The organism is Bacillus sp. AFS055030, assembly GCF_002574545.1.
In the GTDB taxonomy this organism is placed as follows: domain Bacteria; phylum Bacillota; class Bacilli; order Bacillales; family Bacillaceae_G; genus Gottfriedia.
This window is the reverse complement of the sequence record NZ_NUGT01000009.1, coordinates 26,497-43,336: the sequence shown is the minus strand read 5'-3', so window position 1 is coordinate 43,336 and position 16,840 is coordinate 26,497. Positions and strand designations below refer to the sequence as shown.

The window sequence follows — 16,840 nt, the reverse complement described above, 5'->3', positions numbered from 1 at the left end:
AAGAAGGTAAAAGTTAAATGAAAAAACAAACAATTTGGTTATTAACAATGTTAAGTTTAGTAGTAGTATTATCAGTTTATTATGTTACGACACCTGATAATTTAAAAACAACAAGTTTTATGAACATGAATACGAATACAAATACTGATTCATTAGATTCAACGCCTAAAGATGCGAAGAAAACAGATGCTAATACAGCTACTTCAAAACATAATGATAAAGAAACTACTTCTCAAGAAAATTCTACTAGTGAAGTATTCTTAAAACAACGCATGGAACAAGAAGATCAAAGAAGTCAATTAATCGATGAGTATAAAGCTACTGTTGACTCTGCAACTGCATCAGCTCAAGAAAAGAGTGAAGCATTTACTAACATGAATGAACTTCAAAAATTAACTGCATTAGAATCAGACGTAGAAGCTATGATAAAAGAAGCTGGGTATAAAGATGCGCTAGTTCGTTCTGACAAAGATGAAGTAAAAGTAGATGTAACATCAGCAAAACCAAGTAGAAAAGCAGCCAATGACATTATTCAAATGACAAGAAGTGTCTTAGGTGAAAAACTAGTAGTTGTAAAATTCCAAGTTAAATAATTTTATGAACTAAGCCAGTAGAAGTTATTCTACTGGCTATTATTTTGCTAAAAAAAGCAAGCTTTCGTTAGACAAAATAAAAGTACGTGTAAGGAAAACATTATGTATGTATTAGCCCAAAACTAAGAGGTTGCCGGCTGTTTAAATCGCCTCTTGCTTAGTGGAGCATTCTATATGGCTCTTCATTTATTTTAATAAGCTTATTAATATTTATTATGAATTTTAGGATTATTCGTAATTCCTATGTACTTTCTGTCTTAGTATTTCCCTGTTATAATAGTTTATATTGAATTATTTTTGGTAAGGAATAATCTATAAATATTCCTTGAAAAATAGCTAAAAATAATTAGGAAATTCCTTGGTTAAAATAATTTGTTGAAAAGTTTAGTATTAGGTTATAAGATTAGACTATATGTCTTAAGGGGTGAACAGAATGAAAATTCATGAAATTAGAGAACTAATTAAGTTAATCGATCAATCAACAATAAATGAATTCGAATTAGAGGATAATGGTGCTATTGTTAAAATTAAAAAAGGTGGTCAACCAACTGTTGTGACATCTGCACCAGTTGTACATCAAGAGGTAGCTCCTGTTGTGACATCTGCACCAGTTGCTACTTTAGAAAAACCAGTTGCACAAGAAGTTGCTGCACCTGTAGTGGAAAAAGAAGATACAAGTAACTTACATAAGATTACATCACCAATGGTAGGTACTTTCTATGCATCTCCATCTCCTGATGCAAAAGAATACGTAACAGTTGGCGATCGTATTAAAAATGATTCAATCGTTTGTATCGTTGAAGCAATGAAGCTTTTTAATGAAATTGAAGCTGAAGTTGAAGGCGAAATCGTTGAAGTACTTGCTAAAAATGGTCAATTAGTAGAATACGGTCAACCTTTATTCTTGGTAAAGGCCTAAATCACTATAAAAAATTAACAGTACTTTACTAGAGAAGGTGAAGAAATGAAAAAGGTTTTAATAGCGAATCGAGGCGAAATCGCCATTCGAATTATTAGAGCATGTAAAGAATTAAATATTGAAACAGTTGCTATTTACTCTGAAGGAGATAAAGAAGCATTACATGTTCAAATGGCTGATGAAGCATATTGTGTCGGTCCTAAATTATCAAAAGACAGTTATTTAAATATGACAAATATCATTAGTATCGCCAAATTAACTGGTTGTGACGGAATCCATCCTGGTTATGGTTTCTTATCAGAAAATGCTAGTTTTGCAGAATTATGTACAGAGTGCAATGTGAAATTCATTGGACCAACGGCTGATTCTATTTCTAAAATGGGTACAAAAGACGTTGCTCGAGAAACAATGAAAGAAGCAGGAGTACCTGTAGTGCCTGGTTCACAAGGTATTATTGAAAGTGTAGAAGATGGTAAAAAAATTGCTGCAGAAATCGGCTATCCAGTTATTATAAAAGCTACAGCTGGTGGCGGAGGTAAAGGAATCCGTGTAGCAAAAGATGAAAACGAACTTGTAAAAGGTATACAAATTACTCAACAAGAAGCTCAAACAGCTTTCGGTAATCCGGGTGTGTATCTTGAACGATATATAACAGATTTTCGACATGTTGAAATTCAAGTATTAGCAGATGAACATGGTAATACGATTCATCTTGGAGAACGTGATTGCACAATTCAACGACGTCTTCAAAAATTAGTAGAAGAAGCTCCATCACCTGTATTAGACGAAGAAACTCGTCAAAAAATGGGTCAAGCAGCTGTTCGTGCAGCTGAAGCAGTTAATTACTGGGGTGCAGGTACTGTAGAGTTTATTTATGAACCACAGACTAAAAACTTCTACTTTATGGAGATGAATACACGTATTCAAGTTGAACATCCTGTCACTGAATATATTTCTGGTATTGATCTTATTAAGCAACAATTATTAATTGCTAAAGGTCATCCGTTAAAAATAACTCAATCAGACGTATCTTTAAAAGGATGGTCAATTGAATGTCGTATTAATGCAGAAAATCCAGATAAAAACTTTATGCCTTCTCCTGGTAAAATCATTTCGTATTTACCACCAGGGGGTCCGAATGTTCGTGTTGATTCTGCTGTATATAGTGGATACACAATTCCGCCATATTATGATTCTATGATTGCGAAAGTTATCGTACATGGCAAGACAAGAGAAGAAGCAATTGCTATAATGATAAGAGCACTTGAGGAATTTGTGGTAGAAGGAATTTACACAACAATTCCATTCCATTTAAATTTATTGCAAAATGAAATCTTCGTAAAAGGGAAGTATAATACTAAATTCCTTGAGGAGCATGCGCTTGTTAAAGGATAAAGTGGAGGGATCTGTATGAACGAAAATCAAATTTTAGAAATGGGTACTGCGACATTAGGTCGAGTAGAAATCGCACCTGAAGTAATCGAAGTAATTGCTGGTATTGCAGCTGCTGAAGTTGATGGTGTTTCAAGCATGCGTGGAAACCTAGCATCTGGTATTTCTGAAATTATCGGAAAGAAATATCACGGTAAAGGTGTCCGAGTTGATTTAACAGACGATCGAATTACAATCGATGTATACATTCTAGTTAAATTTGGTAAGTCAATCCCAACTGTAGCAGGTAATGTACAAGACAATATTCGTCAAGCATTGTTAACGATGACAGGTCTTGAATTATCTGAAGTAAATGTTCATGTAGTAGGAGTTCAATTCGATACGAAACCTGATCAAGAAGCTCCAATTGAACTTTAATATTATAAAAAGAGTCTCTATTATATAGAGGCTCTTTTTTTGTTTGCTAGATAAGGAAGTAAGGACCATTTAGGACTAGTCTTACTAACTGATTAAATATTTCGAAATATGTTAAAATTTATTTAAAAATGAAATAGGTGATTTTATGAACATAATTTTGAGGACTAATAGAACAAACTTACGCGAATTTGTTGAAAGCGATTGGCAACAAGTACATAAATATGCATCGTAATTAGTTGTATGTCAATTTCAACCATGGGGACCGAATACTGAAAATGAGACTAAGGAATTTATTCAAAACATCCTAAAAGATATGAAACAAATAAATAGGACTAGATTTGCATTTGCAATAATAGAAAATAAATCGGGTGAATTAATCGGATCGATCGAGTTTAATAATAGGGATGAAATAAATCAAATAGGTGAAATAGGATATATCGTTCATCCGAACTATTGGGGCATGGGATTTGCGAGTGAAGTTACGAAAGAAATAATTTCATTTGGATTTAATAAATTTAAGCTTCATCGTATATTTGCAACATGTGATGTTAGAAACATTGCATCAGCAAAAGTACTTGAAAAATGTGGATTAACTCTAGAAGGTAAAATGCGTGAAGATTTATTATTAAGAGACGGCTGGAGAGACACGTATTTATATAGCATACTAGAACATGAATGGGCAGAGAGCAAGTTGTATAGAAAAGACGTTAAAATCTAATCGTACTTATTAATTTTTTTACTTCTTAAAAATCTTTTATCATCCCATTAATCCCATTCTATTTATACTTTTGGTTCTAATGTTCGTGTTTTGGTATGTAAATATTGTTTTATAGTACTAAAAATGAATATTTTTTTAAAAAACACAAACATTCTTCTGTTATTTTCTTCGATTTTAAGTTAAAATGTAGAAAAGAGTTTAAAGTATTGAGTTTGCTTAGAAACGTTAATAATAATAAAAATAAGAGTTAATAAAGACAGTCGTTGGAACTTATTAAAAAAAATGGTAAAATAACGTGTTACTATACAAAAAATTCGTTATTACCTATGCAACGAATGATGAATTTAGCTTAAAGGAGTTTATTATTTTGATGAAACGTAGAAAAGCAAGGGAACTTGCATTACAAACATTATTCCAAATGGATTTAAGTGAAGCGAATGCTTCAGATGCATTAAAGCATGTATTAGAAGAAGCAGAAGAAAAACAAGATGCATTTTTAGAGGCAATTGTAACAAATTTTGTTAGTCATAAAGAAGTAATTGACGAACAATTAGCTTCAAATATCGAAAGCTGGACGATTGATCGTTTAGGCACTGTTGATCGTAATATCCTTAGAATCGCTCTAGTGGAAATTAATTACCTAGAGGATGTTCCGAAAAGTGTAGCAATCAATGAAGCGATTGAGATTGCTAAAGTTTACGGTGACGATGATTCTAGTAAATTTATCAATGCGGTATTATCAAAATTCTAAATAGATAGATTGTTTATATGCATAGGGGGAAACTAAAATGGTAGCAACATTAATTAATGGTAAAGAAGTTTCAGTATCAATTCGTGAGGAGTTAAAGATTGGTGTTTCAGAATTAAAAGAACAAGGTGTTACACCAGGTTTAGCAGTTGTTTTAGTTGGAAATAATTCTGCTTCAAGAACATATGTGAATTCAAAGCATAAAGCATGTAATGAATTAGGAATGTATTCTGAAGTAATTGAATTACCTGAAACAGTTACTGAAGATGAGTTATTATCCGTTGTAAACAAATTAAACGATGATCAGTCAATTCATGGTATCTTAGTTCAGTTGCCATTACCTGCTCATATCTCAGAAAAGAAAGTAATTGAAACAATTTCGCCATTAAAGGATGTTGATGGATTTCATCCAATTAATATTGGAAGAATGATGACAAATCAAGATTCATTACTACCTTGTACTCCTTTTGGTATATTAAAATTAATAGAAAATACTAATATTCCGATTAGTGGAAAACATGTCGTTGTTATTGGACGTAGTAATATTGTAGGGAAACCAGTTGGACAACTATTCTTAAACGAAAATGCAACGGTTACTTATACACATTCACGTACAACTAATCTAAAAAATATTACAAAGCAAGCTGATATATTAATTGTTGCTATTGGTGTAGCAAAATTAATTACAGCTGATTATGTTAAAGAGGGAGCAATTGTCATTGACGTCGGTATGAATAGAGACGAAAATGGCAAATTATGCGGAGACGTAAATTTTGAAGATGTAAAAAATGTTGCGGGTTATATCACTCCTGTACCAGGTGGAGTAGGTCCAATGACAATTACAATGCTACTTCATAATACGTTAAAAGCAGCTTCTCAAATTGATAGTAAATTAAATTTGAGTACGAAACTTTAATCTTTTTGCTTTGTATGAATGAAAGAAGGGCTATGCATGACGGAAAAGCTACCAGTTACTGTTACAGCATTAACTAAATATTTAAAAGCAAAATTTCAAGCGGATCGTAATTTGCAAAATATACTTCTCCGTGGAGAAATCTCAAATTTTAAACGTCATTCATCTAGCGGTCATTATTATTTTACCTTAAAAGATGATGGTGCTAGAATTGCAGCTGTCATGTTTCAATCTTATAATGCAAATATCGCATTTCAACCAACCGATGGTATGCAGGTTATTGTACAAGGTGAGATAAATGTATACCCAGGATCTGGTAGCTATCAAATCTACATAAGAGACATGCAGCCCGATGGGGTTGGCGGTCTCTTTGTAGCTTATGAACAATTGAAGAAAAAACTATTAGAAGAAGGACTCTTTGATCAGAAATTTAAGAAAAAGATTCCTTCTTTTCCTAGTGTAATCGGGGTTGTTACTTCACCAACGGGTGCTGCTGTCCGAGATATTATTACAACGATTCAACGAAGATATCCAATTGGAAAAATAGTTGTAATTCCGACACTTGTACAGGGTGAAGGAGCGAAAGCGTCGATTGTAAAATCAATTGAAACAGCGGGTAAAATGAAAGAAATTGATGTGTTAATAGTTGGACGAGGTGGAGGGTCAATTGAGGAACTCTGGGCCTTTAATGAAGAAATAGTAGCGCGAGCGATCTTTGAATCAAAAATCCCAATCATTTCCGCAGTGGGTCATGAGACGGATACGACAATTGCTGATTATGTCGCTGATCTAAGGGCACCTACACCAACAGCTGCAGCAGAATTAGTTTCATTAAGTCAAAGAGAAATACTAGAGCAATTTACAGTTCGAAAATCAAGACTTAATAAAGCGATGGATATGATTGTTGAACGAAAACAAGCGCAATTAAAGGCTGTTCAAGATGCATATGTTTTTAGATATCCAAATTCATTATTTCATCCAAAACAAGAGCAATTTGACCGGATTAATGAGCGCTTACATACTTCTATAAATGAAATTGTTAAGACGAAAATAAATAAGCTTAAAGAACTAAATTCATCACTGCTTATTCATCATCCAAGTAATCGAGTTCAGCTTGAAAAGCAAAAGCACGAGCAATTACATATGGCATTACAAAAAGAATTTAATCGACTAATTACCCAAAAGAAATTTGAAATGGAAAGAATAATTCATACACTTGATGCTCTTAGTCCATTAAAAGTTATGGCCAGAGGTTATTCATTAGCATATAAAAATGATAAAGAATTGATGAAATCGGTTAAACAGGCAAAAAGTGGAGACCGATTCCAATTACAAATGACCGATGGGAAATTAAATTGTACAGTGCTTGAAGTAAAGGAGAGTGAATCAATTGTCACAAAATGAGCGTTCTTTTGAAGAAGCAATTAAAGAAATTGAAATGATCGTCCAAAAATTAGAGCAAGGTGACGTACCTCTTGAAAAAGCGATCGAATATTTTCAAGAAGGTATAAAACTATCTCAAATTTGTCAAGAGAAGCTTACTAAAGTTGAAAAACAAATGACTTCTATTTTAAATGAACAGGGTGAACAAACTCCTTTTACTGTTGAGGAGGATTAATATGAACACTTTCAAAGATTTTATGGAGTATTCCAGTAGAATAGTAAATGATGAAATGTTGAAATCGGTTGAAAGATTAAAAGCACCAGAAAAATTAAAAGAATCTATGTCCTATTCATTGCAAGGTGGAGGTAAAAGAATTAGACCTCTTTTACTTTTCGCAACGCTAGACGCATTTGGTAATGACCCATTAATTGGGATTAAACCTGCATGTGCTTTAGAAATGATTCATACTTATTCATTAATTCATGATGATTTACCATGTATGGATGATGATGATTTTCGAAGAGGAAAACCGACAAATCATAAAGTATTTGGAGAAGATCTTGCGGTACTAGCAGGTGATGGATTATTGACTTACGCATTTAAATTAATTACGGAAATGAATGATTGTCGTGTTTCTGATCAAGTGAAACTACAATTAATTAGTGAATTAGCGATTGCTGCGGGTCCTGAAGGTATGGTTGCCGGTCAGGTAGCTGATATGGAAGGTGAAAGTAAAGAGCTTTCTGGAGAAGAGTTGCAATCAATCCATGAAAGGAAAACCGGTAAAATGCTAATGTATCCAGTAATTGCAGGTGCAATTATTTCAAAAGCAACAGCCGAACAATTATCTCATCTAACGCAATTTGCTTATAAACTTGGTATCGCATTTCAAATACAAGATGATATTTTAGACGTAATAGGTGATGAAGAAGTATTAGGTAAACCGGTTGGTAGTGATATAGAAAATGATAAAACTACTTATGTAAAACTATATTCCGTCGAGGGTGCTAAAGAGAGACTTCATACATTTATTACTGAAGCTAAACAACATATAAGAGCATGTGGGATTAAAGATGACTACTTAATCTCAATTTGTGATTTTGTTGAAAATCGCACTTTTTAAACTTTGATTATGTCATTTTATACATGTCATTTGAATAGCTTTATTCATTTATGTATAATGTAACTACTTTATAATCGTTAATGTTGTTAATAAAATATACAGAAATGTAGGCCGTTAACACATATGTGCTAGCGGCTTTCTTTACATTATTAGAAATAATTTTGTTTTATAAAAATAAAAAACATTAAACAGATTTTAATAAAAATGGTATTATGATACATGGTGTTAAGAGTTAGTTATTTAAGGAACTAGCGTTTAACTACAAGTATGGTAAAATCATTTTATAGATAAAATTACATAATAATGAATTATTTATATAGATTTAACATCTAGGAAGGTGAGTGATCCAAGATGGATCTTACGACAATTGAAAATCCGAGCTTTTTAAAAAATAAAACGAACGGTGAATTAGAAGTATTAAGTGAAGAAATTCGTAAATTTCTAATTCAACAGCTCTCTGAGACAGGTGGTCATATTGCGCCAAATTTAGGTGTTGTTGAATTAACGATTGCATTACATAAAGTCTTTGATTCGCCTAAAGACAAATTTTTATGGGATGTAGGACATCAATCATATGTTCATAAAATTTTAACTGGTCGAGCAAAAGAATTTACTACACTAAGACAGTTTAAAGGTTTATGTGGCTTTCCTAAGCGAAATGAAAGTGAGCATGATGTATGGGAAACTGGACACAGCTCGACTTCACTATCTGCTGCAATGGGGATGGCTATTGCTAGAGATATAAAGAAAACTGGTGAATACATTGTTCCGATTATCGGGGATGGTGCATTAACTGGTGGGATGGCTCTTGAAGCAATGAATCATATTGGACATGAACAAAAAGATGTCATCGTTATTTTAAATGATAATGAAATGTCTATAGCTCCGAACGTTGGTGCTTTACATAGCATTTTAGGTAGACTGAGAACAACTGGGAAATACCGTTGGGCAAAAGGTGAACTTGAAGGTGTGATCAAAAAAATACCTGGAATCGGAGATAAACTTTCAAGTACATCAAAAAAATTAAAAGATAGCCTAAAATACTTAGTCACACAAGGAATGTTTTTTGAGGAAATGGGATTCACTTATTTTGGACCAGTTGATGGGCATAATTTTGAAGATTTATTTGAATCACTTGAATATGCTAAGAAAACAAAAGGCCCAGTTCTAGTCCATGTACTAACGAAAAAAGGAAAAGGATATAAGCCAGCAGAAAGTGATGATATTGGAACTTGGCATGGCACAGGTCCTTATAAAGTTGAATCTGGGAAGTTAATAAAGCCGGATAAGGCACCACCAGCATGGAGTAAACTTGTTAGTGATACTGTATTAAAGTTAGCATTAAAAGATGAGCGAATCGTAGCGATTACTCCTGCTATGCCAGTAGGTTCAAAATTGGAAAATTTCCAAGCTCAATTACCTGACAGAATTTTTGATGTCGGTATTGCAGAGCAACACGCCGCAACTGTAGCAGCTGGTTTAGCAACACAAGGAATGAAGCCGTTTTTAGCAATTTATTCCACATTCCTTCAAAGAGCATACGACCAAGTATTACATGATATTTGTAGACAAAATTTAAATGTATTCATTGGAATCGACCGTGCGGGATTAGTAGGTGCCGATGGGGAAACTCATCAAGGTGTCTTTGATATTGCCTTCCTACGACACATACCAAACTTAGTATTAATGATGCCTAAAGATGAAAATGAAGGTCAACATATGGTAAACACAGCAATTCGATACGATGATGGTCCAATTGCATTGCGTTTCCCAAGAGGCAATGGTATAGGGGTATCAATGGATGATCAATTAAAAGAAATCCCAATTGGGTCATGGGAAGTATTAAAAGAAGGTACTGATGCAGTTATCTTAACTTTTGGTACGACAATAAAAATGGCACTAGATGCAGCCGATGAGTTAGAGAAGGAAAATATCTCTGTTAAAGTAGTAAACGCCAGATTTATTAAACCGATGGATACTGCAATGTTAAATGATATCTTTAAGGACAAAAAGCCGATTTTAACGATTGAAGAAGCAGTATTACAAGGTGGTTTTGGAAGTGCTGTTTTAGAATTTGCAAGTTCAAATAATTTTCAAAACGTCCGCGTAGAACGTATAGGTATACCGGATTTATTTGTTGAACACGGTGATGTAGATAAATTACTTGATGAAATTCATTTAACAAAAGATGAATCGGTTAAGAAAATACGTGAAATGGTTTGTAATAAATAAGAGGATGACATTTAAATGGCAAAAAAGGAACGAGTAGACGTACTTTTAGTAGATCGTGGTTTAATTGAAACACGAGAAAAAGCTAAACGAGCAATTATGGCAGGACTAGTCTATACAAACGAACAAAGATTAGATAAGCCTGGAGAAAAAATAGATATTGAACTTCCATTACAAATCAAAGGTGAAGTTATGCCTTATGTGAGCCGTGGAGGGTACAAATTAGAAAAAGCTATAAATACATTCGATTTATCAGTTAAAGATAAAATTATGATTGATATTGGCTCTTCAACAGGGGGATTTACGGATTGTGCCCTCCAAAATGGTGCAAAAAAATCATATGCACTTGATGTTGGCTACAATCAACTTGCTTGGAAATTAAGGCAAGATGAACGTGTTATAGTAATGGAACGAACGAATTTTCGTTATGTTAAACCTGAAGATTTAGTCGAAGGTTTACCTCAATTTGCTTCAATTGACGTATCCTTTATTTCGTTACGTTTGATTTTACCAGTCCTAAAAACATTATTAGTACCTTCAAGTGATGTAGTCGCGTTAATTAAACCCCAATTTGAAGCTGGTAGAGAACAAGTTGGTAAAAAGGGGATAGTACGTGATCCAAAAGTGCATGAACAAGTTATTGAAATGATGATCGATTTTGCTCTTCGCCAAGGATATGATATAAAAGCATTAACTTTTTCTCCTATAACTGGTGGAGACGGTAATATAGAATTTTTAATTCACCTTCATTGGGAAGGTTCAAAAGAAATTGGAAATAGCGAGTTAAATCAATCACCAATGGAAATCGTAAATGAAGCACATAGTGAATTAAAGAAGGTTAAATAATAAAAGGAAACCAAATAGGTTTCCTTTTTCTCCTTTTTCAAATTTAGTAATGAATGTTAAAGAATTCGTTAAATCGGATACAAAAGAAAAAATTATGTTTAAAAAATACATTTTATGAAAACGTTTAAAAATATATATACAATAACCAGTAGATTAGTTAAGATAATCTGTAAGTAAGATATTTGTCGGAATTTGCAAAGAGGTGTATTATGAATAAAGGTCAGCGTCATATAAAAATACGAGAAATTATCGCAAAAAATGAAGTCGAAACACAAGATGAGTTAGTACAAGCACTACGAGACTTAGGGTTTAAAGTAACCCAAGCAACAATTTCACGTGATATAAAGGAACTACATTTAGTAAAAGTACCGTTATCTGATGGTCGATATAAATATAGCTTACCTGCAGATCAAAGATTTAATCCATTACAAAAACTAAAAAGACTTTTAATTGATTCATTTATAAAAATTGATAGTTCAAGTCATCTAATTGTAATGAAAACTTTGCCAGGTAATGCGAATGCAGTAGGTGCATTAATTGATCATTTAGAGTGGGATGAAATTATGGGTACAATCTGTGGTGATGATACGATCTTAATCATTTGTCGTACACCTGCAGATGCTGAGGATTTAAAAGAAAAATTTATTGACATGCTTCAATAGGAGAATGGTTTTAAAAAGAGGAGAGAAACTCATTGTTATCTGAAATTATCATTAAAAATTTTGCAATCATTGAGGAAGTTTCCATTTCATTTGAAAAGGGTTTAACTGTACTAAGTGGTGAAACAGGAGCGGGGAAGTCGATCATTATTGACGCTATCGGTCTGTTACTTGGTGGTCGTGGATCTGCAGAATTCGTAAGATATGATACTGAAAAAGCTGAAATTGAAGGCTTATTTCATATCGAAAATGAGAATCATCTAATTTATTCTAGATGCAGAGAATTAGGCTTTGACATTGAAGATGAAATGATCATTTTAAAAAGAGATATTACTTCATCTGGTAAAAGTGTATGCCGTATCAATGGGAAATTAGTGACAACTTCTATACTTAAGGAAATTGGTGGTTTACTTGTTGATATTCATGGGCAACATGAAAGCCAAGACTTAATGAATCAAGAATATCATTTACCGATGTTACAACAATATGATGAAAAAGCAATTGCTCCTTTGTATACTGAATATCAAACTATATTTAATAACTATACAGACTTAAAAAAACAGTTAAAACAATTAACTGAGAATGAACAACAAATGGCTCATAGGTTAGATTTAATTCAATTTCAGTTAACAGAAATACAAAATGCGAATTTGATGGAAAATGAAGACGATCAATTAATGGAAGAAAGACTCAAAATTTCAAATTTTGAACGCATTTATAAATCCTTAGTCGAAGCATATCAAAGTTTATCGCAAGATGGATCAGGTTTAGATTCGGTTAGGTCGAGTATGTATTCTTTAGAGTCAGTAACGAATATTGATAATGACATTAAAGAAATGCATGAAGGAATTAGTAGCAGCTATTACTTATTAGAGGATATATCATATCGATTACGTGATTCCATTGAGCAAATGGAATACGATCCAAATCGATTAAACGAAATAGAAACTCGTCTAAGTGAGATCTCTATGTTAAAAAAGAAGTATGGCCACAGTGTTGCTGATATCTTAAAATACGCAGAAGATATTGAACAAGAGTTGGATACTATTCAACATAAAGATATGCATATAGAGAAGTTGCAAAAAGACTTAGATCAAGTAACAAACAATCTAATTAATGCAGGTAAAGCTCTTTCAAATAAAAGAAAAGAATTAGCCATCAAATTGACTGCAGATATACATAAAGAATTAAAAGAACTTTATATGGATAAAACAACCTTTGAAATTATGTTTGATGTTGAAGAAGGTCAAGAATCAGATCCATTAATGGATGATCAGCATGTGAAGTTTAAAAAAGATGGATTTGATTTTGTTGAATTTTATATTTCAACAAACCCAGGTGAGCCTTTAAAGCCATTAGCAAAGGTTGCTTCTGGTGGCGAACTGTCAAGGATGTTCTTAGCATTAAAGAGTATTTTTACAAAGCATCAAGGGATTACTTCAATAATATTTGATGAAGTTGATACAGGGGTAAGTGGTAGAGTAGCACAGGCAATCGCAGAAAAAATATACAAAGTTTCAATCGATTCTCAAGTACTTTGTATAACTCACTTACCACAAGTTGCATCTATGGCAGATACGCATTTATTTATCGCCAAATTAATTGATGGAAATCGAACGAAAACTTCTGTTACTCCATTAAGAAATGATCAAAAAATTAATGAAATTGCAAGGATGATCGCTGGAGTTGAAATTACAGATGTAACGATACAACACGCTAAAGAATTGATTGATCAGGCAGCTTCTGCAAAATACCAATCTCAATGAGCAAAAGAGAATGTTTAATGATAGATTTTTCTATACATTAAATATTCTCTTTTTTTTATGGGAATTATTGATAAATTAGTAATTGGAAAATGCTAAATGAAACATACTAATACAACATTATACGTTAAAGATTCTATCATATTTTTACAATCATATTTTGCTTTTACAAAGCTAACATTAACTACATAGCCACGAATTAAAAAATGAAATTTGGCGCTAAGGAGAGTGATTCGCTTGTGAAAAAAATAAATGTTCAACGAATAATAAAAATTCTTCTCCTTTTATTTATAGTTGGTATTGGCGTGTTTAATATAAATCAAAATAATGTATTTTCATCTACCATAAAAAAGAAAGATCAGCAAGAAATTGTTAATGTAGCACTTGGGATGAATGAATTACCAAGTAAAAAGGTAGATGTAAAAGTATTAAACAGTTTAAGAATAATACCAGGAGGACAATCAATAGGAGTAAAACTTAATTCAGTAGGTGTCTTAGTCGTTGGACATCATTTAGTAAATACAAGTTCTGGACAAAAGTCTCCAGGTGAAATTGCCGGTATTAAAGTTGGAGACATGATTATAAAAATGAATGATAAACAAATCGAAAAAATGTCAGATGTATTACCGTTTATTCAAAAAGCAGGAAAGTATGGAAAGCCTATAAAAATCACAGTAAAACGAGAGGGTAAATATTATACAAAAATGTTGCAGCCTATTCGTGATCAAGGTCACAATAGTTATCGAATTGGATTATATATAAGAGATTCAGCCTCTGGTATTGGAACGATGACATTCATAGAACCTAAATCATTAAAATATGGGGCCCTAGGACATGTTATCTCTGATAGCGATACGAGAAAAGCCATTGAAGTAGAAGATGGGCATATTGTCTATTCAACAGTTACAGCAATTGAAAAAGGTGTAGATGGCTCACCAGGAGAAAAAATAGCGCATTTTGCGTTAGATCGTGGAACGATTGGTAATATCACTTCAAATAGTCCTTTTGGCATATTTGGTAAAGTTAACAATAAAATCGATAATGGGATCATGTCTAAACCATTACCAATTGCATTATCAAATGAAGTGAAAAAGGGTCCTGCAAAAATACTTACAGTAATCCATGATAATAAAGTAGAAGCTTTTGACATAGAAATAGTCAGTAGTATTCAACAAAAATTTCCTTCCACAAAAGGAATCATTTTAAAAGTTACTGATAAACGTTTACTGAAAGAAACTGGCGGAATTGTACAAGGTATGAGCGGCTCACCAATCATTCAAGATGGAAAATTAATCGGAGCCGTTACACATGTTTTTGTAAATGATTCGACTAGTGGATACGGAGTCCATATAGAGTGGATGCTTGATGAGGCAAAAGTACCGATTTATGATTATCAAAATAAAAAAGCTTCTTGATTTCTAAAATACACCTATCAGATATGTAGGTGTATTTTTATGTTTATTTTTATTATAGGAGCTCTCGTAGCTCCTATAGGGATAAATTACTACTTAGGTTCTTAATAGGGCTTAGGGGATTACCAGGATCCCCACAGGCTAACCTATGTAATAATATTACTTTACGAATTGATTTAAAGCTAAGATGAGATTTAGAATTTCAACGCCAAAAAAAATTCAACTATTTATTTTTTTGTACTGTATTTAGTTAAAAATAAGTCAAAATAGGAAAAAAATGGTAGTATACTAGTAGTAATATAAAAAGATTAAAAAAAATTTAATGTAAAGGATGGTTGATAGGACGCTTAATGTTACAGAATTGTAAATTTTTATTAAAAATTATAAATTTACATACTATTTCATTTTTTATATAATGAATTATATGTATATTTCGACTTAATACATAGTAGTTTTTAATCCAATCGTCGAATGCTAGAAGAAATTGAAGAAAACTATCTATATTAATAAAAATATTCAGAATTTATAATAAAAACAGGAAATAAATTTTTATTGTCGAAATTATCGGTAATAAGTAATGTAAATTCACTATAGAGGATGTAGGGAGGAACGGGCGTGGAGAAAATTAAAGTATTATTAGTTGATGATAATAAAGAACTTGTTATTATGTTAGAAAACTACATTAACGCACAGACAGATATGGAAGTGGTTGGTGTTGCGTTTAATGGACAAGACTGCTTACCTCTAGTGAAGGATAAAAAGCCAGATGTACTAGTCTTAGATATTATTATGCCTCATTTAGATGGTTTAGCTGTTTTAGATCGATTACGCGCTGGTTTAGTTGAAAAAATTCCAAATGTTATTATGCTAACTGCATTTGGCCAAGAAGATGTGACTAAAAAAGCTGTTGACCTTGGTGCATCATATTTTATCTTAAAACCATTTGATATGGAGCATTTAATTAGCAATATCCGTCAAGTAGTTGGGAAGGGTAGTGCAGTAACTAAACGTAATTCACCTTCTTTAGTTTCAAATTACGAAAGCAAGCCACGTAACTTAGATGCTAGTATCACAAGTATCATCCATGAAATTGGGGTACCTGCACATATTAAAGGATATATGTACTTACGTGAAGCGATTTCGATGGTATACAATGATATTGAGCTTCTAGGTTCTATTACAAAAGTCTTATATCCAGATATCGCTAAAAAGTTTAATACAACAGCTAGTCGAGTTGAACGTGCAATTCGTCATGCGATTGAAGTAGCGTGGAGTCGTGGAAATATTGATAGTATTTCTACATTATTCGGTTACACAATTTCAATGTCAAAGGCAAAACCAACAAATTCAGAATTTATTGCAATGGTAGCTGATAAATTACGTTTAGAACATAAAGCTTCTTAATTTATTTTTAGTATATGAAAAATTCAATTCCGATTAACTTCTGATAGTGATTCCACAGACATTTCTCTTAGCGAATAACTTCTTATGAGATCTTCGGTACTTTTTCGCATTAGCAATTATATTATTTGTTAAAAGAAAACGTTGTCTACAATAGACAACGTTTTCTTTTGGTGTTGAATCGTTTATTAAGTTATTATCAAATAGTCTAAAACAAGCGTCGCCACGTAATAAATTAGTTTGCTTAATAATTTTTGGTATGCTATAATATAAAATGCGCCACTGGAAATTTTAGAAAACGATATTATTACTACGAAATTTGG

15 protein-coding genes and 1 pseudogene are annotated in these 16,840 nt (G+C 32.5%); all 16 read left to right on the top strand.

The annotated features are described in order from the left end of the window. Positions 1 to 17: 17 nt before the first annotated feature. The 16 genes and pseudogenes from CN925_RS03350 (at position 18) to spo0A (ending at position 16,520) form a co-directional block, all read left to right on the top strand. Positions 18 to 593 carry a SpoIIIAH-like family protein gene (locus CN925_RS03350; RefSeq protein WP_098844866.1) on the top strand — a complete coding sequence of 192 codons (576 nt, stop codon included), beginning with the start codon at positions 18 to 20 and terminating at the stop codon, positions 591 to 593. A gap of 433 nt (positions 594 to 1,026) precedes the next feature. Beyond that, positions 1,027 to 1,512 carry an acetyl-CoA carboxylase biotin carboxyl carrier protein gene (accB, locus tag CN925_RS03345; protein WP_098844865.1) on the top strand — a complete coding sequence of 162 codons (486 nt, stop codon included), beginning with the start codon at positions 1,027 to 1,029 and terminating at the stop codon, positions 1,510 to 1,512. Between the two features lie 45 nt (positions 1,513 to 1,557). Next, positions 1,558 to 2,907 carry an acetyl-CoA carboxylase biotin carboxylase subunit gene (gene accC, locus CN925_RS03340; protein WP_098844864.1) on the top strand — a complete coding sequence of 450 codons (1,350 nt, stop codon included), beginning with the start codon at positions 1,558 to 1,560 and terminating at the stop codon, positions 2,905 to 2,907. Between the two features lie 15 nt (positions 2,908 to 2,922). Continuing rightward, positions 2,923 to 3,321 carry an Asp23/Gls24 family envelope stress response protein gene (locus CN925_RS03335; RefSeq protein WP_098844863.1) on the top strand — a complete coding sequence of 133 codons (399 nt, stop codon included), beginning with the start codon at positions 2,923 to 2,925 and terminating at the stop codon, positions 3,319 to 3,321. Between the two features lie 256 nt (positions 3,322 to 3,577). Beyond that, positions 3,578 to 4,039, top strand: a pseudogene (locus CN925_RS03330) (GNAT family N-acetyltransferase); the annotation flags it as partial. A 370-nt stretch (positions 4,040 to 4,409) separates the two neighbouring features. Next, positions 4,410 to 4,790: a transcription antitermination factor NusB gene (nusB, locus tag CN925_RS03325; protein WP_098844862.1), complete on the top strand. Its 381-nt coding sequence runs from the start codon at positions 4,410 to 4,412 to the stop codon at positions 4,788 to 4,790. Positions 4,791 to 4,827: 37 nt separating this feature from the next. Next, the gene (gene folD, locus CN925_RS03320; protein ID WP_098844860.1) at positions 4,828 to 5,703 is read left to right on the top strand and encodes a bifunctional methylenetetrahydrofolate dehydrogenase/methenyltetrahydrofolate cyclohydrolase FolD; all 876 of its coding nucleotides are present in this window, start codon (positions 4,828 to 4,830) and stop codon (positions 5,701 to 5,703) included. Positions 5,704 to 5,739: 36 nt separating this feature from the next. Next, the gene (gene xseA / locus CN925_RS03315) at positions 5,740 to 7,104 is read left to right on the top strand and encodes an exodeoxyribonuclease VII large subunit (RefSeq protein ID WP_098844857.1); all 1,365 of its coding nucleotides are present in this window, start codon (positions 5,740 to 5,742) and stop codon (positions 7,102 to 7,104) included. Then, the gene (locus CN925_RS03310) at positions 7,091 to 7,318 is read left to right on the top strand and encodes an exodeoxyribonuclease VII small subunit (protein ID WP_483295164.1); all 228 of its coding nucleotides are present in this window, start codon (positions 7,091 to 7,093) and stop codon (positions 7,316 to 7,318) included. Before xseA ends, CN925_RS03310 begins: the two co-directional genes overlap by 14 nt. A 1-nt stretch (position 7,319) precedes the next feature. Further along, a complete protein-coding gene (locus tag CN925_RS03305) occupies positions 7,320 to 8,207 on the top strand; it encodes a polyprenyl synthetase family protein (RefSeq protein WP_098844853.1) in 888 nt (295 codons plus the stop codon). Between the two features lie 351 nt (positions 8,208 to 8,558). Beyond that, positions 8,559 to 10,439, top strand: a complete 1,881-nt coding sequence (gene dxs, locus CN925_RS03300; RefSeq protein WP_098844850.1) for a 1-deoxy-D-xylulose-5-phosphate synthase — start codon at positions 8,559 to 8,561, stop codon at positions 10,437 to 10,439. Positions 10,440 to 10,454: 15 nt separating this feature from the next. Beyond that, on the top strand, positions 10,455 to 11,282 hold the full coding sequence (locus tag CN925_RS03295) for a TlyA family RNA methyltransferase (RefSeq protein ID WP_098844847.1): 828 nt from the start codon (positions 10,455 to 10,457) through the stop codon (positions 11,280 to 11,282). Positions 11,283 to 11,491: 209 nt separating this feature from the next. Beyond that, entirely contained in the window at positions 11,492 to 11,944 is a 453-nt protein-coding gene (gene ahrC / locus CN925_RS03290; RefSeq protein WP_098844844.1) for a transcriptional regulator AhrC/ArgR, read from the top strand. Positions 11,945 to 11,976: 32 nt separating this feature from the next. After that, positions 11,977 to 13,707, top strand: a complete 1,731-nt coding sequence (gene recN, locus CN925_RS03285) for a DNA repair protein RecN (RefSeq protein ID WP_098844837.1) — start codon at positions 11,977 to 11,979, stop codon at positions 13,705 to 13,707. 245 nt (positions 13,708 to 13,952) lie between these two features. Continuing rightward, a complete protein-coding gene (spoIVB, locus tag CN925_RS03280; protein WP_483295166.1) occupies positions 13,953 to 15,119 on the top strand; it encodes a SpoIVB peptidase in 1,167 nt (388 codons plus the stop codon). Between the two features lie 612 nt (positions 15,120 to 15,731). After that, entirely contained in the window at positions 15,732 to 16,520 is a 789-nt protein-coding gene (gene spo0A, locus CN925_RS03275) for a sporulation transcription factor Spo0A (protein ID WP_098232839.1), read from the top strand. Positions 16,521 to 16,840 lie beyond the last annotated feature (320 nt).

Bases quoted from the DNA above. Each gene is read 5' to 3' on its own strand.
- CN925_RS03350 (WP_098844866.1), top strand. From the start codon at position 18: ATGAAAAAACAAACAATTTGGTTATTAACAATGTTAAGTTTAGTAGTA.
- accB (WP_098844865.1), top strand. From the start codon at position 1,027: ATGAAAATTCATGAAATTAGAGAACTAATTAAGTTAATCGATCAATCA.
- accC (WP_098844864.1), top strand. From the start codon at position 1,558: ATGAAAAAGGTTTTAATAGCGAATCGAGGCGAAATCGCCATTCGAATT.
- CN925_RS03335 (WP_098844863.1), top strand. From the start codon at position 2,923: ATGAACGAAAATCAAATTTTAGAAATGGGTACTGCGACATTAGGTCGA.
- nusB (WP_098844862.1), top strand. From the start codon at position 4,410: ATGAAACGTAGAAAAGCAAGGGAACTTGCATTACAAACATTATTCCAA.
- folD (WP_098844860.1), top strand. From the start codon at position 4,828: ATGGTAGCAACATTAATTAATGGTAAAGAAGTTTCAGTATCAATTCGT.
- xseA (WP_098844857.1), top strand. From the start codon at position 5,740: ATGACGGAAAAGCTACCAGTTACTGTTACAGCATTAACTAAATATTTA.
- CN925_RS03305 (WP_098844853.1), top strand. From the start codon at position 7,320: ATGAACACTTTCAAAGATTTTATGGAGTATTCCAGTAGAATAGTAAAT.
- dxs (WP_098844850.1), top strand. From the start codon at position 8,559: ATGGATCTTACGACAATTGAAAATCCGAGCTTTTTAAAAAATAAAACG.
- CN925_RS03295 (WP_098844847.1), top strand. From the start codon at position 10,455: ATGGCAAAAAAGGAACGAGTAGACGTACTTTTAGTAGATCGTGGTTTA.
- ahrC (WP_098844844.1), top strand. From the start codon at position 11,492: ATGAATAAAGGTCAGCGTCATATAAAAATACGAGAAATTATCGCAAAA.